Genomic DNA, 18,694 nt, shown 5'->3' with positions numbered 1-18,694 from the left:
TCAGCCCTCGCCGCCGCGCCGGGACCACAAGCCGCGGCCGGGGTCATAGCCGACCACAGCCGCCAGGAAAAACACGACGAGGCAGGCCAGAACGACGAGAGCGGAAACGGGATCGAAGCGCAGATAGAGCGTGAAGCGTATCAGTTCGACCGCCGAACTGAACGGATTCCATGCGGCAATGTTTGCCAGCACCGGTCCCGCCTCGGCGAGCCGCCATATTGGATAGAGCGCCGTCGAAGCGAAGAACGTCGGGAAGATGACGAAGTTCATCACGCCGGCGAAGTTCTCCATTTGCGTCGAAATCGACGATACCAGCAACCCGAACGCACCGAGCATCAGGCCTGCCAGGACCAGCGCCGGAAACACGGCGAGATAACCCAGAACCGGCGGCCGCACGTCCCAATAACGCGCGATCAGCAGGAACAGATAGACCAGCGGCAGACCGACGACGACGCTCGCCAGCATCCGCGCGGCAAGCAGATACCATCGTGGCAGCGGCGCCGTCAGCAACAGGCGCATGCTGCCCATTTCACGGTCGTAGACCATCGCCAGCGAGCTTGCCATGGCATGGAAGAGCAGCATCATGGCCGCCAACCCGGGCACGACATAGACCTCGTAAAGCACGTAGGTCTGGTATGGCGGCGTGATCGACAGGCCAAGCACGGACCGAAAGCCGGCGGCGAAGATGGCGAGCCAGACCAAAGGTCGTATGATCGCCGAGAGCAGTCGGCCGCGCTGCCGAAGGGTTCGCAACGTCTCCCTGCGCAGAATGCCGATGAGCGCCCGCACTGCGTGGCGTGTTTTCATGCCGTCTCCGTCAGCAGATCGAACGCATCGGCCAGGCCGTCGACCGCAAGACTCGTGGCCACGTGGCGGGCACCGCCGGCCCAGCGCACCCTGCCCTGGTGCAGCACCACCAGGTCGTCGTCGGCCGAGACCTCCTCCAGGAAATGCGTCGCCCACAGGACGGCAACGCCTCTTTCCCGGCAGAGCGCGCGCACGTGCTGCTCGATCGCCCGACGCCCAGGGACGTCGAGCCCGGTCGTCGGCTCGTCCAGCAGCAGGATACGCGGCCGGTGCATCAGCGCGCGAGCGATTTCAACGCGCCGCCGCTGACCGCCTGATAGCGAACGGACCGGCTCGTCGCGCCGGTCGAGGACCTCCAGCCGGCCGAGTTCCTCGCGCAATCTCGCTTCGCTGATGCTGGCTCCCAGCCCATGCAGCGAGGCGTGATAGCGCAGATTTTCGGCAGCGGTGAGATCGAAGTCAAGCGTCTGCTGCTGGAAGACAACGCCCATTTGGGCAAGTGCGGCGGCCGGATCGGTCCGCATGGAGTGGCCGAACACATCGATCTGGCCGGATCGGGCGTGATAGAGGCCCGTGGCCAGCGAAAACAGCGTCGTCTTGCCGGCGCCGTTGCGTCCGAGCAGTATGCACATTGCGCCTTCCGCGACCGAGAAGGATATGGCATCGAGGACCCGCCGCTGTCCAAAGCTGTGTCCAACGCCTTCAAGGGATAGCGCCTTCATGGGCCGATCACCACGCCCCAGGGGCCGCGTCCCACCGGCACCGACTTCACCACCTCCTGGTTCTCCAGATCGATGAACGAGATGTCGCCGGAATTGCCGTTGGCGCTGACCAGGCGCTTCTGGTCGTCGGACAACGCCACGTGCCACGGCCGCTGGCCGACAAGATAGAGGTGCCGGACCTTTAAGGTCATAGTGTCGACCTCGGCGACCCTGTTGGAGGGACCGAGAGCTACATAGGCGGTCGCCCCATCGCGCGACATTTCGATGCCGACCGCTTGCACGCCCTCGCGCCGAATGCCCGGCACCATGAATTCGACCTTGCCGGTTTGCGCGCGGGTCGCGGTGTCGAAAACGGTGACGGTGCCACGGAGCTCGGAGGAGACCCACAATTGCTTGCCATCAGCCGAGAAGGCGGCCGCGCGCGGCCGCGTGTCTACCAGCAGATTGTCGATGAGTTCGAGCGAACGGGAATCGATCAGATGGACCATACTGGTCGTTTCCGACGTACAGGCGACTGTGCTGCCATCGGCGCTGACCGCCAGGCCTTCCGGTTCGACACCGACATCCACCGTGCCAACGACTTTACCGGCTGCGATGTCCACCACCGACACCAGGTTGTCGTTCTCATTGGCCACGAAGAGCCGCTTGCCGTCCGGATGGACGACGAAGAATTCGGGATCGGCGCCCGACGGCAACTGGCCGACCACCTGCCGCTTCGCGATGTCGACCAGGTCGAGGCGGTTATCATCGCCCTCCGCCACGAACAGCGTCTTCTTGTCGACTGAAAGCGCCAGTCCGCGGGGGCGCCGGCCGACATCGATCGTGGCCTGCAGGGTCATGGTCGCCCCATCAACGATGGCGACGGTGTTGTCTTGTTCGTTGGAGACGTAAATTGTCTCTGCGGCCGCCGGAGCCGCAAGAGCCGACATTACCAGGAGCAGCGCAATCAGAACTTGCATGTGCTCTCCTCGACATCGATTCCCAGCGTATCGAGCGGCGTGCGCTGGTGCAGAAAACCGGGTTGGGGCGATATCGACACAAGCAGGCGAGAGCCGGCGATCAGGACGGGCTGGCGCATCTGCCCGTCCCACGGACGGAAACTCAGCCCCTGCCCCTTGAACCCTGAGAGAAGGAAATCGTCGCCCCGTAGATATTTGCTGATCGCCAGCGGGTCGACACTGTGCAGCCGGGTCGCGGCCTCGCCGACGCTGCGTACCCCAAGCCAAGCGGCGTAGTCGCTCGGTAACATCCAGCGCCCAGCCTGCTTGCGAAAGCGGTCCTGCAGTTGTGTGGCACCCCACTCTTCGTTGACCGGGCTCCAGCCGGTCGCGACCACCTCTTGCGTCCCAACTACCATCCTGGGCAGCGCGGTGCGCCCCTCGAGATATTCGCCGAATTCATCGGCTTCATCCGCGACGACAAGTACATCGTAGTCGCCGACCTGCGTGGCGGCCGGAATCTCGGTCTGCAGGGTGACGTGACCGGTGTCGGCACGCCCCTCGGCGGGCCGGAACGTCCACGGATGGTCGAAGGCGATGTCCGCCCCGAAACGCGCTGCCGCCCTTCGAAAGGCAACTGCCATGGCCTGGTCCCCAGAATGAGGCCCGACCAGCAGGAACCAGTGCCGCCAGCGCTTCCAGACCAGGTATTGCGCCAGCCCGTCAGCGAGCATGGCGCGGCTCGGGATGGTGTGCAGCACGTTGATGCGGCATTCATCCTGCCGCAGCCGGTCGTCCGGAGCGCGGCTGTTGAACAATAACATCCGTTCAGCACCTGGAGCCGCGCTCGCCTTGAGCAATTGAGCGGCATCGAGGTCGGCGATGACGAAGCTTATGCCCTCGGCCGCAAATTCCTTGACCGCTCCGTCTGGCTCCTCGCCGGGGCTCAAGACCTTTTCCTGCAACCGAAACTGCTGGCCAAGAAAGCGGCCGGTGCCGGCGTCATCGGCGATGCCCAAGCGGGCGCCTTGCAGACCGTCGTCGGTGACTGCCTCATCGCGTGGCCCCAAGGGCGGAGGCGGTTTACGTCGTTGGCCGAGATAGCCGATCACCATCGTTTGCGGCTCGGTAAGACCAGGGGCGGCTATGGCGAGCAGTATGAGAACCGCCAGCGCCATCTTCATGGCGATAGGTTCCCTGGCAGGCCTACAAGGCAGATCGCTCCGCGGCATTCGCCGTCGTCAGATACCGAGCTATCCAGGTCGAGCAACGGGGAATCGCAATGCAAACTGGCGCCCGAAGCGCCACAGTGGCGCAAGGCACCATCGAACAATTGCTCTTGGACGATCGAAAGCAGCACGAGCGCTCCGGCGTGGCGGAGAACTGCTAACGCTCTGGACAAAGGAATGTTCCTGGTTTCAAGGCCAGATTCGACCGGCCGGCTTCCGTGGGCCGACATGTACGAACTTGCACTTGGCGCTGTCGCCATCGCCGACGAACGTGTGACTCGCGAGAGAACCTCATCAAGTCGTCTCGGGAACATGCCGCTGATGCCGCAAAGATCACCCGTCTTCGCCGCGGGCGGAGTTCCTCGCCGTCGGGGGATCAGGCCGGACAGGCGCGTGACCGGCTCGCAGTTTGCCCCATTGAGCGCCTCCCGACCGAAGCAATAGCCCAACAGGAATATGCTTGAGGGCGCAGTCGCCCCGTCCGTTGGCAAGGATCGGACCGTCATGAAGGAACCGACTTTGAAGCAGATAGTTATGGGTTCGCCTGTCGCCTTCTCGCCTGAGATTGCGGCGTTGCCAGCCCCTCCGGCTGGCGCACAGATGGAGAGTGCGATGAAGAAGAGCTGGAAGAAACCGACCATGTGCCAGGTGGCTGCGGGCTTAGAAATCTCGCGGTATTTGCCTGCTGAAATTCGGCCCCGGAAATAGCCCGCCCACGGTGTGGTCTCGGCCAAGGTGAATGCGTCCGCCTCAGCCTCGGCGGTGCCGAGGATTTTTCACGATATCTGGTGAGCGGCTGTCGCCATGCGCGTAAAGATCATCGGATCGGCGGCAGGTGGGGGCTTCCCGCAATGGAACTGCAATTACCGCCTCAGTCGCGCTGCTCGCGCTGGCATGGCGGGTTTCCAGTCGAGAACGCAATCATCCATGGCCGCATCGGCTGACGGGGCAGGCTGGGTTCTCTTCAACCTGTCGCCCGACATTCGCCAGCAGATCGCGCAAACGCCCGAACTCCAGCCCGCATTTTGCGCGCCGTTGCGCTCGAGCCCTATCCGTGCCGCCGTATTGACCAATGGTGACGTGGACCATGTCGCCGGCCTGCTCAGCCTGCGTGAACGGCAGCCATTTGCAATCTATGCGACGGCGCAGGTGCTGGCGACACTGGAGGCAAACACGATCTTCAACGTTCTCGATCCTGCAATCGTACCCCGGCGCCTTCTTTCGCCAATGGGAGAGACGGCGATCTGCGATGCAGACGGCGAACAGACCGGCATTTTGGTCGATAGCTTCGCCGTGCCGGGGAAGGTCGCCCTCTATCTCGAGCAAAGAGGTGATCCCGACGCCAATTTTGGCTCCGATGCCGGCGACACCATTGGAGTCCGCGTCACCGGCGCCCGCAGTCGCGGCGCTGTCTTCTACATCCCGGCCTGCGCGCGCATAGACGCCGCCCTTGCCACGCGCCTGGCTGGCGCCGCCTGTCTTTTGTTCGACGGCACGGTTTACACAGACGACGAGATGATCATTGCGCGCGTCGGCCACAAAACCGGCGCACGCATGGGGCATATCGCAATGTCGGGAGAAGCAGGTTCCGTCGCCCGATTGGCCAATGTGAAGATCGGTCGCCGGATCTTCGTCCACATCAACAACACCAATCCTGTTCTGGACGAAAATTCCACCGAATACGCAGCGGTCCGAGCGGCGGGCTGGGAAATCGCCAGCGATGGAATGGAGATGGAATTTTGACCGATTTCCATCACGCGGCCAAAGATGGCCTATCCAAGGCTGACTTCGAAGCAGTGCTGAGGCAGGTAGGTGCCGAGCGCTATCACAATCAACATCCTTTCCATCACCGGATGACCAGTGGCGCTCTGTCGAAGGCAGAGATGCAGGCCTGGGCGCTGAACCGCTATTGCTACCAAGCCGTCATTCCGCGCAAGGACGCCCTGATCCTGGCTCGTGCTGAGGATCCGGCGTTTCGCGCCGCCTGGCGCAAACGCATTGAAGACCATGACGGGGAGGACGGCTGGAGCGGCGGCATCGCGCGCTGGGTGCATCTTGCTACGTCTTTCGGCCTCGATGCCGAAGCGGTCAAGAGCGAAAACCTTGCTTTGCCCGCAACCCGTTTCGCGGTCGGCGCCTATCTGTCATTTTGCGCGAACCGCACGCTGCTAGAGGCTGTCGCATCCTCGCTGACCGAGATGTTCTCGCCGCTCATCATTGGCGAACGCGTGCAGGCGATGCTGGCCAAATACGAATATGTGACCGAGGACACGCTTGCGTATTTCAGGGTGCGGCCCGATCAGGCGTCGCGTGACGCCGACCATGCCCTGGCCTATGTGCTCGGTCATGCCGATACGCCCGAACGCCAGCAGCAGGCAATCGGTGCCCTGGTGTTCAAGTGCGATGTACTCTGGGCCATGCTGGATGCGCTTCAACATGCCTATGGTGCGCCCGGAAACATCCCGCCCGGCGCCTTCCGCCCGGATGCGGCCTGATGAGGGTACCGGGACCCAAACCCACAGTGTCGTTGCGATCGATCCCATCGCTGCCGAAGCACATACGCTTACAGTTCGATCCCGTGCGCCAGGCAGTCGCTGTGCTCGCGCCGGAGCAGGTGCTCTGGCCGAACGAGGCCGGGCTGGACATATTGCGCCGCTGCGACGGGCGGTTCACCGTCGACCACATCATCGCCGATCTCGTCACCGAATATGATGCCGAACAGGAGGAGGTCGCGGCCGATGTGATAGCTTTTTTGCAGGACTGGTCGGACAAGCTGCTGGTGAAGCTGTGAGCGAACCGCTTCTGCCTCCGATCGGAATGCTGGCTGAATTGACGCATCGCTGCCCATTGCAGTGCCCCTACTGTTCCAATCCACTCGAATTACTGAAGGCCGATCGCGAACTCGACACAAAGACCTGGCTCGAACTTTTCTCGCAGGCCGCCGATCTCGGCGTTCTGCAGGTGCACCTGTCCGGAGGCGAACCGACGCTACGACGCGACCTAGAACAATTGATTGCCGGACTGTCGGCCCGGGGGGTCTATACCAACCTTATCACCGCGGGCGTCGGTATTGCCGAGGGCCGCATCCAGGCTTTTGCCCGAGCCGGTCTCGACCACCTGCAACTGAGCTTTCAGGGTGCGCATCCGGCTTCTACCGACTGCATCGGCCATTACCCGGGCAGCCACGAAAAGAAACTGGAGACGGCACGGCTTGCCCGCGCTTGCGGGCTACCGCTCACAATCAATGCGCCAATCCATCGTCATAACATTGAGGACGTACCACAATTCATCGATCTCGCCCTTTCTTTGGGCGCCGAGCGGCTCGAGATCGCCAACGTGCAGTATGCCGGCTGGGCGCTGGCCAATCGCGATAGACTTATGCCCGACCTCGCGGCGGTCGAACGTCAGGCCGACATCGTCGCGGCGGCGCGCGAAAAACTCATCGGCATCATGAACATCGATTTCGTCACGCCGGACTATTTTGCCACCTATCCCAAGCCCTGCATGGGCGGTTGGGCCCGCGACGCATTCGTGGTTGCTCCGGACGGTACCGTATTACCTTGTCACGCCGCGCAGTCGATCGCCTCGCTGCGCTTCGAGCGGTTCGAGACCCGCCCGCTCGCTGAAATCTGGGCCCATTCCGAAGCATTCAACGCCTTCCGGGGCACCGAATGGATGCAGGAGCCGTGCCGAAGCTGTGAGCGACGCGAAGTCGATTGGGGCGGCTGCAGATGTCAGGCGGTGGCGATAGCCGGTGACGCCGCTGCAACGGATCCCGCCTGCATCAAGTCGCCGATGCATGCTCACATGGGCATGCTCATCGACGAAACGCAACGCAAGGTGACGCCTATCGCCGGCGAACCTTTCATTCGTCGCCGAATAGGAGTGTTTAAGAGCGCCGCTAGTTCCCTAACACCATCCGCGCGGCCCTCGTGACGGTCTCGACTGGCGCGAACGCTCCGCTGGTCGTCTCTATTTGCTTGCGTGACGCGCAGCCTCGGCCTCCGCGACATCGATCGTACAGAGCACATCGCCCTTCTCATTGGAAACTCTGACCAGCCAGCCAGCCCGTAAGGTCGTCGGTGCCTGGCTGCAGATCCGCCAGGATGTCCATCGCACAGCGGATTGCTTCGGTGCGGGCAACGCTAAGGCTTGGCATACGCGATCGCGGTATCCGCCGACTGGTTTCGCCGTCCCGATAGTCAAAGACATACATATCGCCTGCGGCATCGCTCATCGAAGTCACGGCGTCTTCGTCGAAATTACCATTGCTGTTCGCGTGATAGTCATTGGCGGCTAGATCGAAGGTGGCGGTTTGGACCAGGATCGCCTTCGCGCGGTCCAATGCTCCCTGAAGGCAGCGGAGCCATCCGGATTTGCCATATCCACCGTCACGCACTCACTCCCTTCGCCGCAAAATACGACGCGATGGATGGGCTGTCCGTCGGGCGCGGCAGTGTCAAGAAACTTGGGTACGAACAACTTGCATGGTGTGCTCCTCGGGATCTGACGGAGGCGATGGGGCTGCATGTTTGTGTCACAGGATCCGTGCTCTCAAGCAGCCGGCATATCCGGACGTAACGAGCTTGTGCTCGAGCGATCCTGCGGCCCGAACCAGTTCACTCGGATTGAGCAGCGGCGTGTCTGCCTACCGATCCACTTCGATCCAGGCCGGAGCGTGGTCGCTCGGCTTCTCCCAGGAACGTGTCTCCGCGTCCACGCCCGCATTCCGCAGCTGCCCGGCAAGCGATGGGCTGAGCAGCAGATGATCCATCCGCAAGCCGGAGCTCCGATCGTAGCCGCCCCGGTAGGAGAAGTTCCAGTAGGTGTAAATCCCCTTCTCGGGATGGAGGTGTCTGATGGCATCGGCCCAGCCGTCTTCCAGCATTGCCGCATAGGCTTCCCGGCTTTCGGGGAAATAGACGGCATCGCCCAACCACCGCCCCGGGACCACCGCGTCGATCGGCGTAGGCACCACGTTGTAGTCACCACAAAGGATTGTCGGCGCTCGCTCCTTGAGCAGGAGGTTGCCGTGGGCGATCAGGCGTTCGAACCAGCGGAGCTTATAGTCGAATTTGGGACCTGGCGCAGGATTGCCGTTCGGCAGATAGAGACACCCGATAATCAATCCATTGACCTCGGCCTCGATATAGCGGCTATGCGTGTCGTCGGGATCTCCCGGCAGACCCTTTCGTCGCTCGACGGGCTGCGAACCTCGCGCGAGGATCGCCACACCGTTGTACGACTTCTGGCCGTGCCAGATCGCGCCATAGCCAGCCGCCCGGATCGCCTCAGCAGGAAACTTCTCATCCGAGGTTTTCAGTTCCTGAAGACAAACGATCTCGCAGGCGCTCTCAGCCAACCATCTGAGGAGTACCGGCAACCGGCCGTTGACGCCATTCACGTTGAAGGTGGCAATGCGCATCGTCGGCACTCCCCGGCCTGTTTATTTCTTGCTCAGCTTGTCCTCGAGCTTCTTAGGCTGTTGCCCACCGACTTAACCGCCGATTTCACGGCCTCTTTTCTTGCGCCTGCCTTGCCCGCCTCGTACCTCACTTCATGGTCCTGCCCGCCGGCAACTCTGGCGCAGTCCTGGTTGCGGCCGCGCGTCGCTCCACTACTTGTCATGTCTTCCTCCGAAATTCACGTTTTGACACCTGCACAACGCGGTCGGACTCTTCAGGTTCAGTCAGGGAGCAATACATGGCGCTAGAAATGGAAGAGCGCACGACTCCCCTTATAGACGCGGTGCGGAAAAGGGAGGCAAATACCGCTCAACGAAATTCCGGGCGGCCTAATCGTTCGCCGTCGGGACTATGGGGCCCGACAAAATGGCGATCATCGCCGCACCCCAGCGGCGTGCTTCATCCAGGCGGTCTTTGGCTTCCAGGAACATTTGACTGCCCTGCCCGTTGAGATCTCTCAACGTTTCATCGGGACTGGAATTCGATGGTTGCTCCGCGCGCTGCCTGGAAGGGCTTTCTCAAGGTTGGTGCTGTCTCGTGCGCCGTGAAAGTCGTCGGCGCCACGTCCGAGGCCTCGAAAATCCATTTCAAGATTTTGAATCGCAAGGATGGTCTGCCCGTCAAAAGCGTCTATGCCGATGAAGTCACCGGAGAGCCAGTGGATGCCGCCGATCAGGTCAAGGGATTCGAAATCAACAAGGACGAGTACATCCGGATAGAGCCTGACGAGATCAAGAAGCTGAAGCTGACCTCGCAGCACACCCTGGAAGTCGGTGAGTTCGTGGCGCTCGCGGACGTCGACACACGTTACCTGGAGAAGCCGTATTACCTTATCCCGGCAGACGGGACCGCCGTCGAAGCGTTCAGCGTCATTCGTGACGCGATGGCAAGCAAGAAGGTCGCGGCCCGCTCTTGCATCGTGCTTTATCAACGCGGCCGCGAGGTTTTGATCCAGCCTTACGGCAAGGGCATGGTGATGACCGAGCTGAGAACTCATGACGAGATGGTTTCGGCTGAAAGCGTTTTTGGCGATCTGAAGAAGGAGGACTACGATGCCGAGCTTCTGGAGATCGCCGAAATGCTGATCGAAAAGAAGGTGACTGTTTCGATCCGTCCAAGTTCGAGGACACCTATGAAGACGCCCTGATCGCCATGATCGATGCGAAGCGCAAGGGCAAGAAGCCGCCTAAGCCGGCCCCGCAACCCAAGGAAAACGTCATCAGTCTTGCGGAGGTGCTGCGCAAGAGCCTGAAACAGGAAGGGCTGTCGGCGCCGCAAAAAACCGCCGCAAAACAGAAAGCGGCTTCCCCCAAGCGCAAGAGCGCTTAGCTCGATTGCGAGTTCCAGCAGTTCGTCGATGCGCATTCGGTGTCAAAAGCCACGGCCCGCGGTCGCAGGACTGCTCCCGGGCCAGCCAACGAGAGACCGCAGACCTGCTGATGCGGACGCGGCGAGATTGGCGCTATTCGTGCTGACCTTCGCCCTGCGCAAGGCACCAGCCGAGATGGACGATAGTCCCACAGACCAGAATGCCGGCTGCGACGGCCTATATCGAGGCCGCACAGTCGCCATATAGGTTCGTGTGGGTTGCTGAAAGCGACGTATATTCGAAGCCGGACAACGTCTTGCAACGTTTTTACTCGGCGGAAGTTCAAGGGGTTTGGAGGCTATAGCGCAGCTGATGAGCGAAGACACGGTTCACGTGTACGGTGACCCGCCGGCCGCGGTCACTGCGGATGCGATTGCCGACTGGAAAGAACTGGCCGCCACGGCCTTTCAGCGGACGCGAATGCCTATGGTGGTGACGGATGCAACCCTGAGAGATTACCCGATCGTCCTGGCAAACCCGGCCTTCCTGACGTTGACCGGCTACAGTGCAGAGGAAGTTTTAGGCCGGAACTGCCGTTTCCTGCAGGGACCAGCAACATCGGCGGCCGCAGTAGCCGAAATCCGTGCCGGCCTACAGGAAGAGCGCGACGTTAGCGTCGAGGTGCTCAATTACCGGAAGAACGGAGCACCGTTCTGGAACCAACTTCACCTTAGCCCGATCTACGACGACGGTGGACGGCTCGTCTACCATTTCGGATCGCAGATCGATCGGACCGACTATCGCCGGGTTCAATCTCTGGAGGCATCAGAGCACCGGCTGCTCCTTGAGGTGGACCATCGCGCCAACAATGTGCTTGCTCTGGTTGACAGCATCGTTCGCCTGTCCCGATCTGACGACCCGGCCCTTTATGCCGCCTCTGTCCAGAATCGCGTCCAGTCCCTGGCTCGCGCACACTCGCTTCTGTCGCGGCGCAATTGGCAGGACATTCCGTTGCGCGAGGCAATTCAATCGCAACTCGAGCCCTATGGAGCATCGCGATCCTTGCTGAACGGGCCAGATATCATGCTTTCGCCGCATGCCGTCCAGCCGCTCGCCTTGTTTATCCATGAACTCGCTGTCAACGCGGCTTCCCATGGATCGCTCTCTAAGCGGACGGGTCTGGTCGCAATCAGCTGGAGCGACATCCCGCACAACAGAGGTCTCACCCTGGTCTGGGAAGAAACTGGAGGGCCGCCTCCCCCGAAGTCCCGAAAGCCAGGTTTCGGTACGGTGATTGCCGACGCTACCATCCGGCGCCAGCTTCAGGGCTCCACGCAACGTGAGTGGTCGGACGGGGGACTCAGGAGTGCCAAACGTCGCAAGCCAAGGCTAGTTGTTTAGTCCAGGCTTTGATGGGGCATCCTTGTCTTCCGGATCAAGGCATGCTGCCGCCGCTATCGGGCGCACCCGGTGTAAAACACGAATTCGAGACGACGAAGCATGGCGCATCCATGCCGACATCGGCTTCCTCATGAACTGGAACATAAACGCGCAGGGCTGGTTTCTTGGCGAGCAAGGAGAACTTCATGATACGCTTACTCGTTCAATTCGGCGCCCCCTGTTTGGCGTACAAGTTCGGCAAACAAATAGGCCGTGAGCAAGGCCGTCTTTCACCAACGGGCCAATCGCGACGCCGCTCCTTTTCGGAGGCCGGTGCGGCAGACACTGGTGAGCCCAACGAGCAAAGCTAGCCCTCCACCTGCGAACCGCGCCGCAGATCACTGATGGATCGAGCGACACGGGTGAAAGAAAATTCCTTGCGGCGCGGCGCTCAAGAGATCCGACCGGGCAACCAATCGTGCGCACTCCGCAGGCTACCCGGTGAGCGTCAGCGCGACCGACGATGCTTTCTCAACCTTGTAATTGCAGAAGGTTCGACCGTGATTATGCCCCCGCAGTCAATCCGCACTGTCAGCCTGTCGGCTTTGCGATCGATACGGATGATGTCTCCAACGAGAACCACTTTATCTCCGACGCGGGTTCTGGGTGGCGGGTCAACCGAATAGGTCGAGCCATACGATGGAATGCTTATTCTGGCACGTCCGCTGGCAAGTATCGCGGTGACGGTACCCGTTAAGGCGACCTCGTCATCGATCTCAAATTTCCGGGGCGCGCTATAATGTAGCATTGGCCTCCTCCGGCGCTTACAGACATCAATGCCGGCAAATCGACTTGGTTGCGTGAAATCGTAAGTCTCTCCGTCCTTCCGTCGATCAGGCGGACAGCCGCTCCCAGCTCGGCTTGTGGCCGCGCCAGTGCCGATTCCGACACCCTGATGAAGTGGATAGATTGACGTCGCTTATCCAGGGTCCCTGGGGCGCGACGCCCGAGCGCCGCAGACGCCGTTTCCGGCATGAAGCCCCAGCATTGCATTTCAACTCGCGAGAGTCCCCCGAGCTCGCGGAACGGCCAAAAGTCTCGCCTGTCCCACCGCTAGCGGGCTCACCAAGATGTTTGTCCCGTCGCACCGACAAGGCTTTGATCAGGGAGCAACTTCGCCCCTTCCTTGGCAGCCACCTGGAGCGCCGTCGGCCTCCTCAGGTCAGTCATCGCGGCCATGCAAACGCGCACCGCGCGGTTCCACCAAGGCCCGCGCTTAGTCCAGGAGTGCAGCGGATGCAACTCGGCGTCGTCGCGCCGTGCCGCAAATGATCCACGAACTCGTCGCCGCCAATGCGCGCGACGAAGTCGGCATGTCCGGCATCGGCCATGATGATCTTCGAAGCGTGCGTCAACATGGCGTCGCCGGCCGTGTGTCCGAGCGTTCGTTGATCTGCTGCGGTCGAGATCCACATGAAGGAGTCCGGCTCGTTCTCCCTGCTGTGCGGTCCTCGCCAGCATTTCGCCGCAGCGGAGTTGGTATCAATCCGACAATCGAAATGGCCTTGATCCACTGGCTCGTGCACCGGGTTGTCGCAATCCATCTACAATGCCGCGGGTTTGCTGAAATTGTCATTACTTGGATTTGCTGCCTGCTTTTACGTTTTGTCCGCTTGCTGCGGATGTTTTGGCATCCTTTGAGTGTGCCGCCAGTGCCGGACCAGCACCGGTCGCCTTCCGCATGTCGCCACTGCTCTCGGTTGACGATGACTTGCTGCCGAACAGCCCTACGAAGAACTTGCCAATGACACCCATGCCGCAATCCTCCCCGTTGCCCCCGGGGAACCCCCCGGATGTTTTCGATCAACTCCGATTGCCGCTGAGGGTTCCATTTGGTGCGTCTGTGCTGACCGGCGAGCGCCTCTCGAAATATCGGAAATTCGATCTAGATCATTGTGGCCGGGCAAGCTCAGGCCGTGCTTTACACGCACTGCTGGTAGCGCTACCACTTCAGATGGGAGGGCGCGGCAAGACTGGAAGCTGCATACGTAAGGGTGGACGTCTTCCTGCAGGCGTCTCATCGCTCGGGAGGAAATCGATGGCATCCGTTGCGATCCGCGATGTCTACAAATCCTTCGGCGCCGCCGAGATCCTGCATGGCGTCGGCATCGACATAGAAGACGGCGAGTTCGTCACGTTGGTCGGCCCTTCGGGCTGTGGGAAGTCGACGCTGTTACGCATGATTGCGGGCCTCGAAGGCATCACGCGCGGCGAAGTCGCGATTGGTGGGCGCATTGTCAACACAGTCGCTCCCAAGGAGCGCGACATTGCCATGGTGTTCCAGAATTACGCGCTTTATCCGCATATGACCGTGCGTGAGAACATGGCGTTCTCGCTGATGTTGAAGCGTGTCTCGAAGCAGGAGAGCGATGCCAAGGTCGATCGTGCCGCGGAAATTCTCAACCTCACCCCGCTTCTGTCGCGCTATCCCCGGCAGCTTTCGGGCGGGCAGCGGCAGCGCGTGGCGATGGGCCGGGCGATCGTTCGCGACCCGCAGGTGTTTTTGTTCGACGAGCCACTCTCCAATCTCGATGCCAAGCTGCGCGTGCAGATGCGCGCAGAGATCAAGGAACTGCACCAGCGCCTGAAGACCACCACCATCTATGTCACGCACGACCAGATCGAGGCGATGACAATGGCCGACAAGATCGTTGTCATGCATGATGGCAATGTGGAGCAGATCGGACGCCCGCTCGACCTCTATGACCGCCCGGACAATCTTTTCGTCGCGATGTTCATCGGCTCGCCAGCCATGAACATGCTGACAGGGCGCATTGGCGCCGGCGGCTTCGAAGGCAGCGGCGACGTCGCCGTACACTTGCCGCAGACGCCGAAAGGCCTGAACGGCGGTCGGGTGGTGCTTGGCATCCGGCCAGAGCATCTGCGCCTGTCCGACCAGGGCTTTCCCGTCACCATCTCGGTGGTCGAACCAACCGGGTCGGAGTTGCAGATCATCGGCCGCGCGCCTGGCGGCGAAGAGATCGTCGCGAACTTCCGGGAGCGCCACCCGTTCGAGCCGGGCCAAACCATCAGGCTCGCCGCCGAGCCGAACTTGGTCCATCTCTTTGACGCAGAGACGGGGCGCCGGCTTTGAGTATCCCGGGTCAGCCAATCAAACAGGAGGAAATAGCAATGAGATACACCAGACGAGACGTGATGCGCACCAGCGCCGGTGCTGCGGCTGCCGGAGCAATCGGTAGCCGGCTGCTTGGCACCTCCGCCTTTGCCCAGGATGCGCCGAAATACACGCCCGAAAAGGGCGCCAAGCTCAGGCTCCTTCGCTGGTCGCCGTTTGTTCAGGGCGATGAGAACGCCTGGCTGGCGCTGACGAAGAAATTCACCGATTCCACAGGTGTCGAGGTGCGCGTCGACAAGGAGAGCTGGGAGGACATTCGCCCCAAGGCGGCGGTCGCCGCCAATGTCGGCTCGGGTCCCGACCTGATGTTCGTCTGGTTCGACGATCCCTTCCAATACCCCGAAAAGCTCCTCGATGTGACCGATCTCGGTGATTATCTGGGGAAGAAATATGGCGGCTGGCACGAGGGCCCGAAGAGCTACGCCACGAAGGACGGCAAATTCATCGGGCTGCCGCTGGCCACCATAGGCAACGCCATCGTTTACCGCGAGAGCTGGGTCAAGGAGGCCGGCTTCTCCGAGTTCCCGAAGGACACCAACAGCTTCCTCGAATTGTGCAAGGCCGTGCAGGCCAAAGGACATCCGGCCGGCTTCACCCATGGCCACGGCGTTGGCGACGGCAACAATTACGCCCACTGGCTCTTATGGAGCCATGGCGGCAAGATGGTCGACGAGAACAGCAAGGTGGTGATCAACAGTCCCGAGACGCTTAAGGCGATCGAATATGCTCAGGCGCTTTACAAGACCTTCATCCCTGGCACCGAAAGCTGGCTCGACGTGAACAACAACCGCGCCTTCCTCGCCGGCGAGTTGTCCGTTATCGCCAACGGCATCTCGGCCTATGAAACGGCCAGGATCAACAAGGATAATGATCCCAAGCTGGCTGAAATGGCCAAGGACATCCGCACGGCCAGCTTGCCGATCGGTCCGATTGGCAAGGCCGTGGAGCTTTACCAGGTTACCTCGGCGGTGATCTTCAACTACACGCCCTATCCGAACGCGGCCAAGGCCTATCTGCAGTTCATGTTCGAGGAACCGCAGATGTCGGAATGGATCAAGGGCTCTTCCGGCTATTGCTGCCAGACCTTGAAGGCCTACGACGACAATCCGATCTGGAAGGCCGATCCGAACTATGCGCCCTATGCCAAAGCGTCCGCAACACTGCGCAACAACGGCTACGCCGGGCCGCTCGGTTACGCTTCGGCCGCGACCATGGCCGACTATGTGCTGGTCGACATGTTCGCCAAGGCGGTGACCGGTCGGGCGACTCCACAGGAGGCAATGGAAGAAGCCGAGAAGCGCGCCAACCGGTATTACCGGGTGTAAGTCCGGACGTCTTCTTCCGTTCGCGGGAGAAGACGCTTGTTATTTTTCGGGTCGGCGCCAGCATGCCCGCGGCATACCGCCGAGGTGCAGGCGCCGACAAGGAGAGCGCGGACCAATCAGGGCCCCGCGCCAGCAGTCCACGAAAAGCGGAGGGACTCGCTGCCACTTGATACCCGCCACAGGAGCCTTTCATGGCCGTGACAACCGCCGCCGCCCCACCCCGCCCCTCCTTTTTGTCGCGCATTGCGGAAAGCCGTGGCCTGCTCAGCTTTGGTTTTATGCTGCCAACGGTGGTGCTGCTGCTGGTCTTCCTGACCTATCCGCTGGGGCTCGGCGTCTGGCTCGGCTTTACCGACGCCCGCATTGGCAGGCCGGGCGTCTTCATCGGCCTGGAGAACTACGAATACCTCTGGGATGACAGCGTGTTCTGGCTGTCCGTGTTCAACACGGTTCTCTACACGGTGAGCGCGTCAATCCTCAAGTTCGCCCTCGGCCTGTGGCTGGCGTTGCTGCTCAATGAGAACCTGCCGTTCAAATCCTTTTTCCGCGCCGTGGTGCTTCTTCCCTGGGTGGTGCCGACGGTGTTGTCGGCGATTGCTTTCTGGTGGATTTACGATTCGCAGTTCTCGATCATCTCCTGGGCCCTCAAGCAGATGGGCCTCATCGACCACAACATCAACTTCCTCGGCGATCCGCAAAACGCGCGCGCCTCGGTGATTGCCGCCAATGTCTGGCGCGGCATTCCCTTCGTTGCCATAACCCTGCTCGCCGGCCTGCAGACGATCCCGCAATCGCTCTACGAAGCCGCCACGCTGGACGGCGCCGGTCGCTGGCAGCTGTTTCGCTATGTCACCCTGCCGCTGCTGACGCCGATCATCGCCATCACCATGACCTTTTCGGTTCTGTTCACCTTCACCGATTTCCAGCTCATCTATGTGCTGACGCGTGGTGGCCCGGTGAACGCCACACACCTGATGGCGACGCTTTCCTTCCAACGCGGGATTTCGGGCGGGCAACTCGGTGAAGGCGCAGCCATCGCCGTAGCGATGATCCCCTTCCTGCTGGGCGCTATCCTGCTCAGCTATTTCGGCCTGCAGCGACGCAGATGGCAGCAAGGCGGCGGAGATTGAGATGGCTCAGATCGGCCCCAAAGCGAATCCGGCCGGCGGCGACGAAGGTGGCATGACCTATCTGCAGAGCATGCCGCGCCGCGTGGTGACGATCTATGTCCCGTTGGCCGTTTTCGTCATCGTGCTGCTCTTTCCCTTCTATTGGATGACGATCACCGCGATCAAACCCAACGTAGAAATGACGAGTTACGATACATCGAGCCCGTTCTGGGTAGTCCACCCGACCTTGCAGAACATCAGGTACCTGCTGTTCGAGACCTCCTATCCCGGCTGGTTGCTCAACACGACGATCATCTCGATCGCCGCTACCGTGCTGTCGCTCATCGCTGCGGTGTTGGCCGCCTATGCGATCGAGCGGTTGCGCTTTTCCGGCTCGCGCCAAGTCGGGTTGGCCGTGTTCCTCGCCTATCTGGTCCCACCGTCCATCCTGTTCATTCCGCTGTCGGTGATGGTGTTTAATCTCGGGCTTTATGACACGCCCTTCGCCCTGATCCTGACCTATCCGACCTTCCTGGTACCGTTCTGCACCTGGTTGCTGATGGGCTATTTCCGTTCCATCCCCTTCGAACTGGAGGAGTGCGCCCTCATCGATGGCGCCAGCCGCTGGCAGGTGCTGACCAAGATCGTGTTGCCGCTGTCGGTGCCAGGCCTGATCTCCGCCGGTATCTTCGCCTTCACGCTGTCGTGGAATGAGTTCATCTACGCCCTCACCTTCATCCAGTCGTCCGAGAACAAAACCGTGCCGGTGGGCGTGCTGACCGAACTCGTCCGCTCAGACGTCTACGAATGGGGTTCGCTCATGGCCGGCGCCCTGATCGGTTCGCTGCCGGTGGTGATCCTCTATTCCTTCTTCGTCGAGCACTATGTGTCGTCAATGACCGGCGCTGTCAAAGAATAGCGGCGGCTGGTGACCGGCGGCGGTGATGGCGCGCTCCGCCGCGTACTGAGTTTACGCCACACCGGACGCGGCGCGATGGTTGTCGCTGGAGCGACGCAGAGCTGGCGTTGTGCCACGCTACGTGATGCTTGCATCGCGTTGCACGGTTCGCGGGACGACCTGCGGGAAGCACTATATTCGCTTGAACTAACGCTTGCTGTTCGTAGCTCCCTGATTATGGTTGGGCGTTCCTGAGGCGGCACGGGATATGAACTTTGCCTCGTCGATCAGTTCGATCGCATCTGCTTGCTTTGAC

21 protein-coding genes and 1 pseudogene are annotated in these 18,694 nt (G+C 61.2%); 11 read left to right on the top strand and 11 right to left on the bottom strand.

The features are described from left to right. From LB556_RS27940 to LB556_RS27920, 5 genes are read right to left on the bottom strand one after another with little or no spacing between them, the layout of a single operon-like run. Window positions 1-807 carry an ABC transporter permease gene (locus LB556_RS27940; RefSeq protein ID WP_224570798.1) on the bottom strand — a complete coding sequence of 269 codons (807 nt, stop codon included), beginning with the start codon at window positions 805-807 and terminating at the stop codon, window positions 1-3. Beyond that, window positions 804-1,529, bottom strand: a complete 726-nt coding sequence (locus tag LB556_RS27935) for an ABC transporter ATP-binding protein (protein ID WP_224570797.1) — start codon at window positions 1,527-1,529, stop codon at window positions 804-806. The genes LB556_RS27940 and LB556_RS27935 overlap by 4 nt, the downstream gene beginning before the upstream one ends. Then, window positions 1,526-2,488, bottom strand: coding sequence for a PQQ-dependent catabolism-associated beta-propeller protein (locus tag LB556_RS27930; RefSeq protein ID WP_224570796.1), 963 nt, complete (start codon window positions 2,486-2,488; stop codon window positions 1,526-1,528). Before LB556_RS27930 ends, LB556_RS27935 begins: the two co-directional genes overlap by 4 nt. Next, window positions 2,476-3,651: a branched-chain amino acid ABC transporter substrate-binding protein gene (locus LB556_RS27925; RefSeq protein WP_224570795.1), complete on the bottom strand. Its 1,176-nt coding sequence runs from the start codon at window positions 3,649-3,651 to the stop codon at window positions 2,476-2,478. Before LB556_RS27925 ends, LB556_RS27930 begins: the two co-directional genes overlap by 13 nt. Next, window positions 3,648-4,430 (bottom strand): hypothetical protein, encoded by a 783-nt coding sequence (locus tag LB556_RS27920; protein ID WP_224570794.1) that lies wholly within the window; start codon window positions 4,428-4,430, stop codon window positions 3,648-3,650. The genes LB556_RS27925 and LB556_RS27920 overlap by 4 nt, the downstream gene beginning before the upstream one ends. 70 nt (window positions 4,431-4,500) lie before the next feature. On the opposite strand from LB556_RS27920, the gene pqqB reads away from it, so the two are divergent. Genes pqqB through pqqE form a run of 4 tightly spaced genes read left to right on the top strand, consistent with a single transcriptional unit; the run spans window position 4,501 to window position 7,632 of the window. Further along, entirely contained in the window at window positions 4,501-5,439 is a 939-nt protein-coding gene (gene pqqB / locus LB556_RS27915) for a pyrroloquinoline quinone biosynthesis protein PqqB (protein ID WP_224570793.1), read from the top strand. Continuing rightward, window positions 5,436-6,191 (top strand): pyrroloquinoline-quinone synthase PqqC, encoded by a 756-nt coding sequence (pqqC, locus tag LB556_RS27910; protein ID WP_224570792.1) that lies wholly within the window; start codon window positions 5,436-5,438, stop codon window positions 6,189-6,191. Before pqqB ends, pqqC begins: the two co-directional genes overlap by 4 nt. Then, a complete protein-coding gene (gene pqqD, locus LB556_RS27905; protein ID WP_224570791.1) occupies window positions 6,191-6,487 on the top strand; it encodes a pyrroloquinoline quinone biosynthesis peptide chaperone PqqD in 297 nt (98 codons plus the stop codon). Before pqqC ends, pqqD begins: the two co-directional genes overlap by 1 nt. Then, window positions 6,484-7,632, top strand: coding sequence for a pyrroloquinoline quinone biosynthesis protein PqqE (gene pqqE / locus LB556_RS27900; RefSeq protein ID WP_224570790.1), 1,149 nt, complete (start codon window positions 6,484-6,486; stop codon window positions 7,630-7,632). Before pqqD ends, pqqE begins: the two co-directional genes overlap by 4 nt. Before the next feature lie 103 nt (window positions 7,633-7,735). Here the strand turns inward: pqqE and LB556_RS27895 are convergent, their stop codons facing one another. The 3 genes and pseudogenes from LB556_RS27895 to LB556_RS27885 form a co-directional block, all read right to left on the bottom strand. Continuing rightward, window positions 7,736-8,041, bottom strand: coding sequence for a hypothetical protein (locus LB556_RS27895; protein WP_224570789.1), 306 nt, complete (start codon window positions 8,039-8,041; stop codon window positions 7,736-7,738). A 303-nt stretch (window positions 8,042-8,344) separates the two neighbouring features. Then, window positions 8,345-9,121 (bottom strand): exodeoxyribonuclease III, encoded by a 777-nt coding sequence (xth, locus tag LB556_RS27890; RefSeq protein WP_224570788.1) that lies wholly within the window; start codon window positions 9,119-9,121, stop codon window positions 8,345-8,347. Window positions 9,122-9,142: 21 nt separating this feature from the next. Next, window positions 9,143-9,324 (bottom strand): annotated as a pseudogene (locus LB556_RS27885) (DUF3606 domain-containing protein). Window positions 9,325-9,645: 321 nt separating this feature from the next. On the opposite strand from LB556_RS27885, the gene LB556_RS27880 reads away from it, so the two are divergent. From LB556_RS27880 to LB556_RS27875, 3 genes are all read left to right on the top strand, one after another. Continuing rightward, window positions 9,646-10,308 (top strand): Ku protein, encoded by a 663-nt coding sequence (locus LB556_RS27880; protein ID WP_318011331.1) that lies wholly within the window; start codon window positions 9,646-9,648, stop codon window positions 10,306-10,308. A gap of 5 nt (window positions 10,309-10,313) precedes the next feature. Then, window positions 10,314-10,490 carry a hypothetical protein gene (locus LB556_RS31935; protein WP_318011330.1) on the top strand — a complete coding sequence of 59 codons (177 nt, stop codon included), beginning with the start codon at window positions 10,314-10,316 and terminating at the stop codon, window positions 10,488-10,490. A 352-nt stretch (window positions 10,491-10,842) separates the two neighbouring features. After that, complete coding sequence (locus tag LB556_RS27875) at window positions 10,843-11,871, top strand: PAS domain-containing protein (protein ID WP_224570786.1); 1,029 nt, start codon at window positions 10,843-10,845, stop codon at window positions 11,869-11,871. 34 nt (window positions 11,872-11,905) lie between these two features. Here LB556_RS27875 and LB556_RS27870 read toward each other — a convergent pair whose 3' ends face one another. The 3 genes from LB556_RS27870 to LB556_RS27860 all read right to left on the bottom strand — a co-directional run bounded on the left by LB556_RS27870 (window position 11,906) and on the right by LB556_RS27860 (window position 13,665). Further along, complete coding sequence (locus LB556_RS27870; protein ID WP_224570785.1) at window positions 11,906-12,058, bottom strand: hypothetical protein; 153 nt, start codon at window positions 12,056-12,058, stop codon at window positions 11,906-11,908. A gap of 1,018 nt (window positions 12,059-13,076) precedes the next feature. Continuing rightward, the gene (locus LB556_RS31930) at window positions 13,077-13,325 is read right to left on the bottom strand and encodes a diguanylate cyclase domain-containing protein (RefSeq protein WP_318011329.1); all 249 of its coding nucleotides are present in this window, start codon (window positions 13,323-13,325) and stop codon (window positions 13,077-13,079) included. Between the two features lie 160 nt (window positions 13,326-13,485). Then, complete coding sequence (locus tag LB556_RS27860; RefSeq protein WP_224570784.1) at window positions 13,486-13,665, bottom strand: hypothetical protein; 180 nt, start codon at window positions 13,663-13,665, stop codon at window positions 13,486-13,488. A 283-nt stretch (window positions 13,666-13,948) separates the two neighbouring features. On the opposite strand from LB556_RS27860, the gene LB556_RS27855 reads away from it, so the two are divergent. The 4 genes from LB556_RS27855 (at window position 13,949) to LB556_RS27840 (ending at window position 18,399) form a co-directional block, all read left to right on the top strand. Beyond that, window positions 13,949-15,004, top strand: coding sequence for an ABC transporter ATP-binding protein (locus tag LB556_RS27855; RefSeq protein ID WP_224570783.1), 1,056 nt, complete (start codon window positions 13,949-13,951; stop codon window positions 15,002-15,004). Between the two features lie 38 nt (window positions 15,005-15,042). After that, complete coding sequence (locus LB556_RS27850) at window positions 15,043-16,371, top strand: ABC transporter substrate-binding protein (RefSeq protein WP_224570782.1); 1,329 nt, start codon at window positions 15,043-15,045, stop codon at window positions 16,369-16,371. Window positions 16,372-16,562: 191 nt separating this feature from the next. Then, on the top strand, window positions 16,563-17,501 hold the full coding sequence (locus tag LB556_RS27845) for a carbohydrate ABC transporter permease (RefSeq protein ID WP_224570781.1): 939 nt from the start codon (window positions 16,563-16,565) through the stop codon (window positions 17,499-17,501). A gap of 1 nt (window position 17,502) precedes the next feature. Continuing rightward, a complete protein-coding gene (locus LB556_RS27840; protein ID WP_224570780.1) occupies window positions 17,503-18,399 on the top strand; it encodes a carbohydrate ABC transporter permease in 897 nt (298 codons plus the stop codon). Window positions 18,400-18,694 lie beyond the last annotated feature (295 nt).

This window comes from Mesorhizobium sp. ES1-4, assembly GCF_020164745.1.
GTDB lineage: Bacteria > Pseudomonadota > Alphaproteobacteria > Rhizobiales > Rhizobiaceae > Mesorhizobium.
This window is presented reverse-complemented; position numbering and strand designations above follow the sequence as displayed.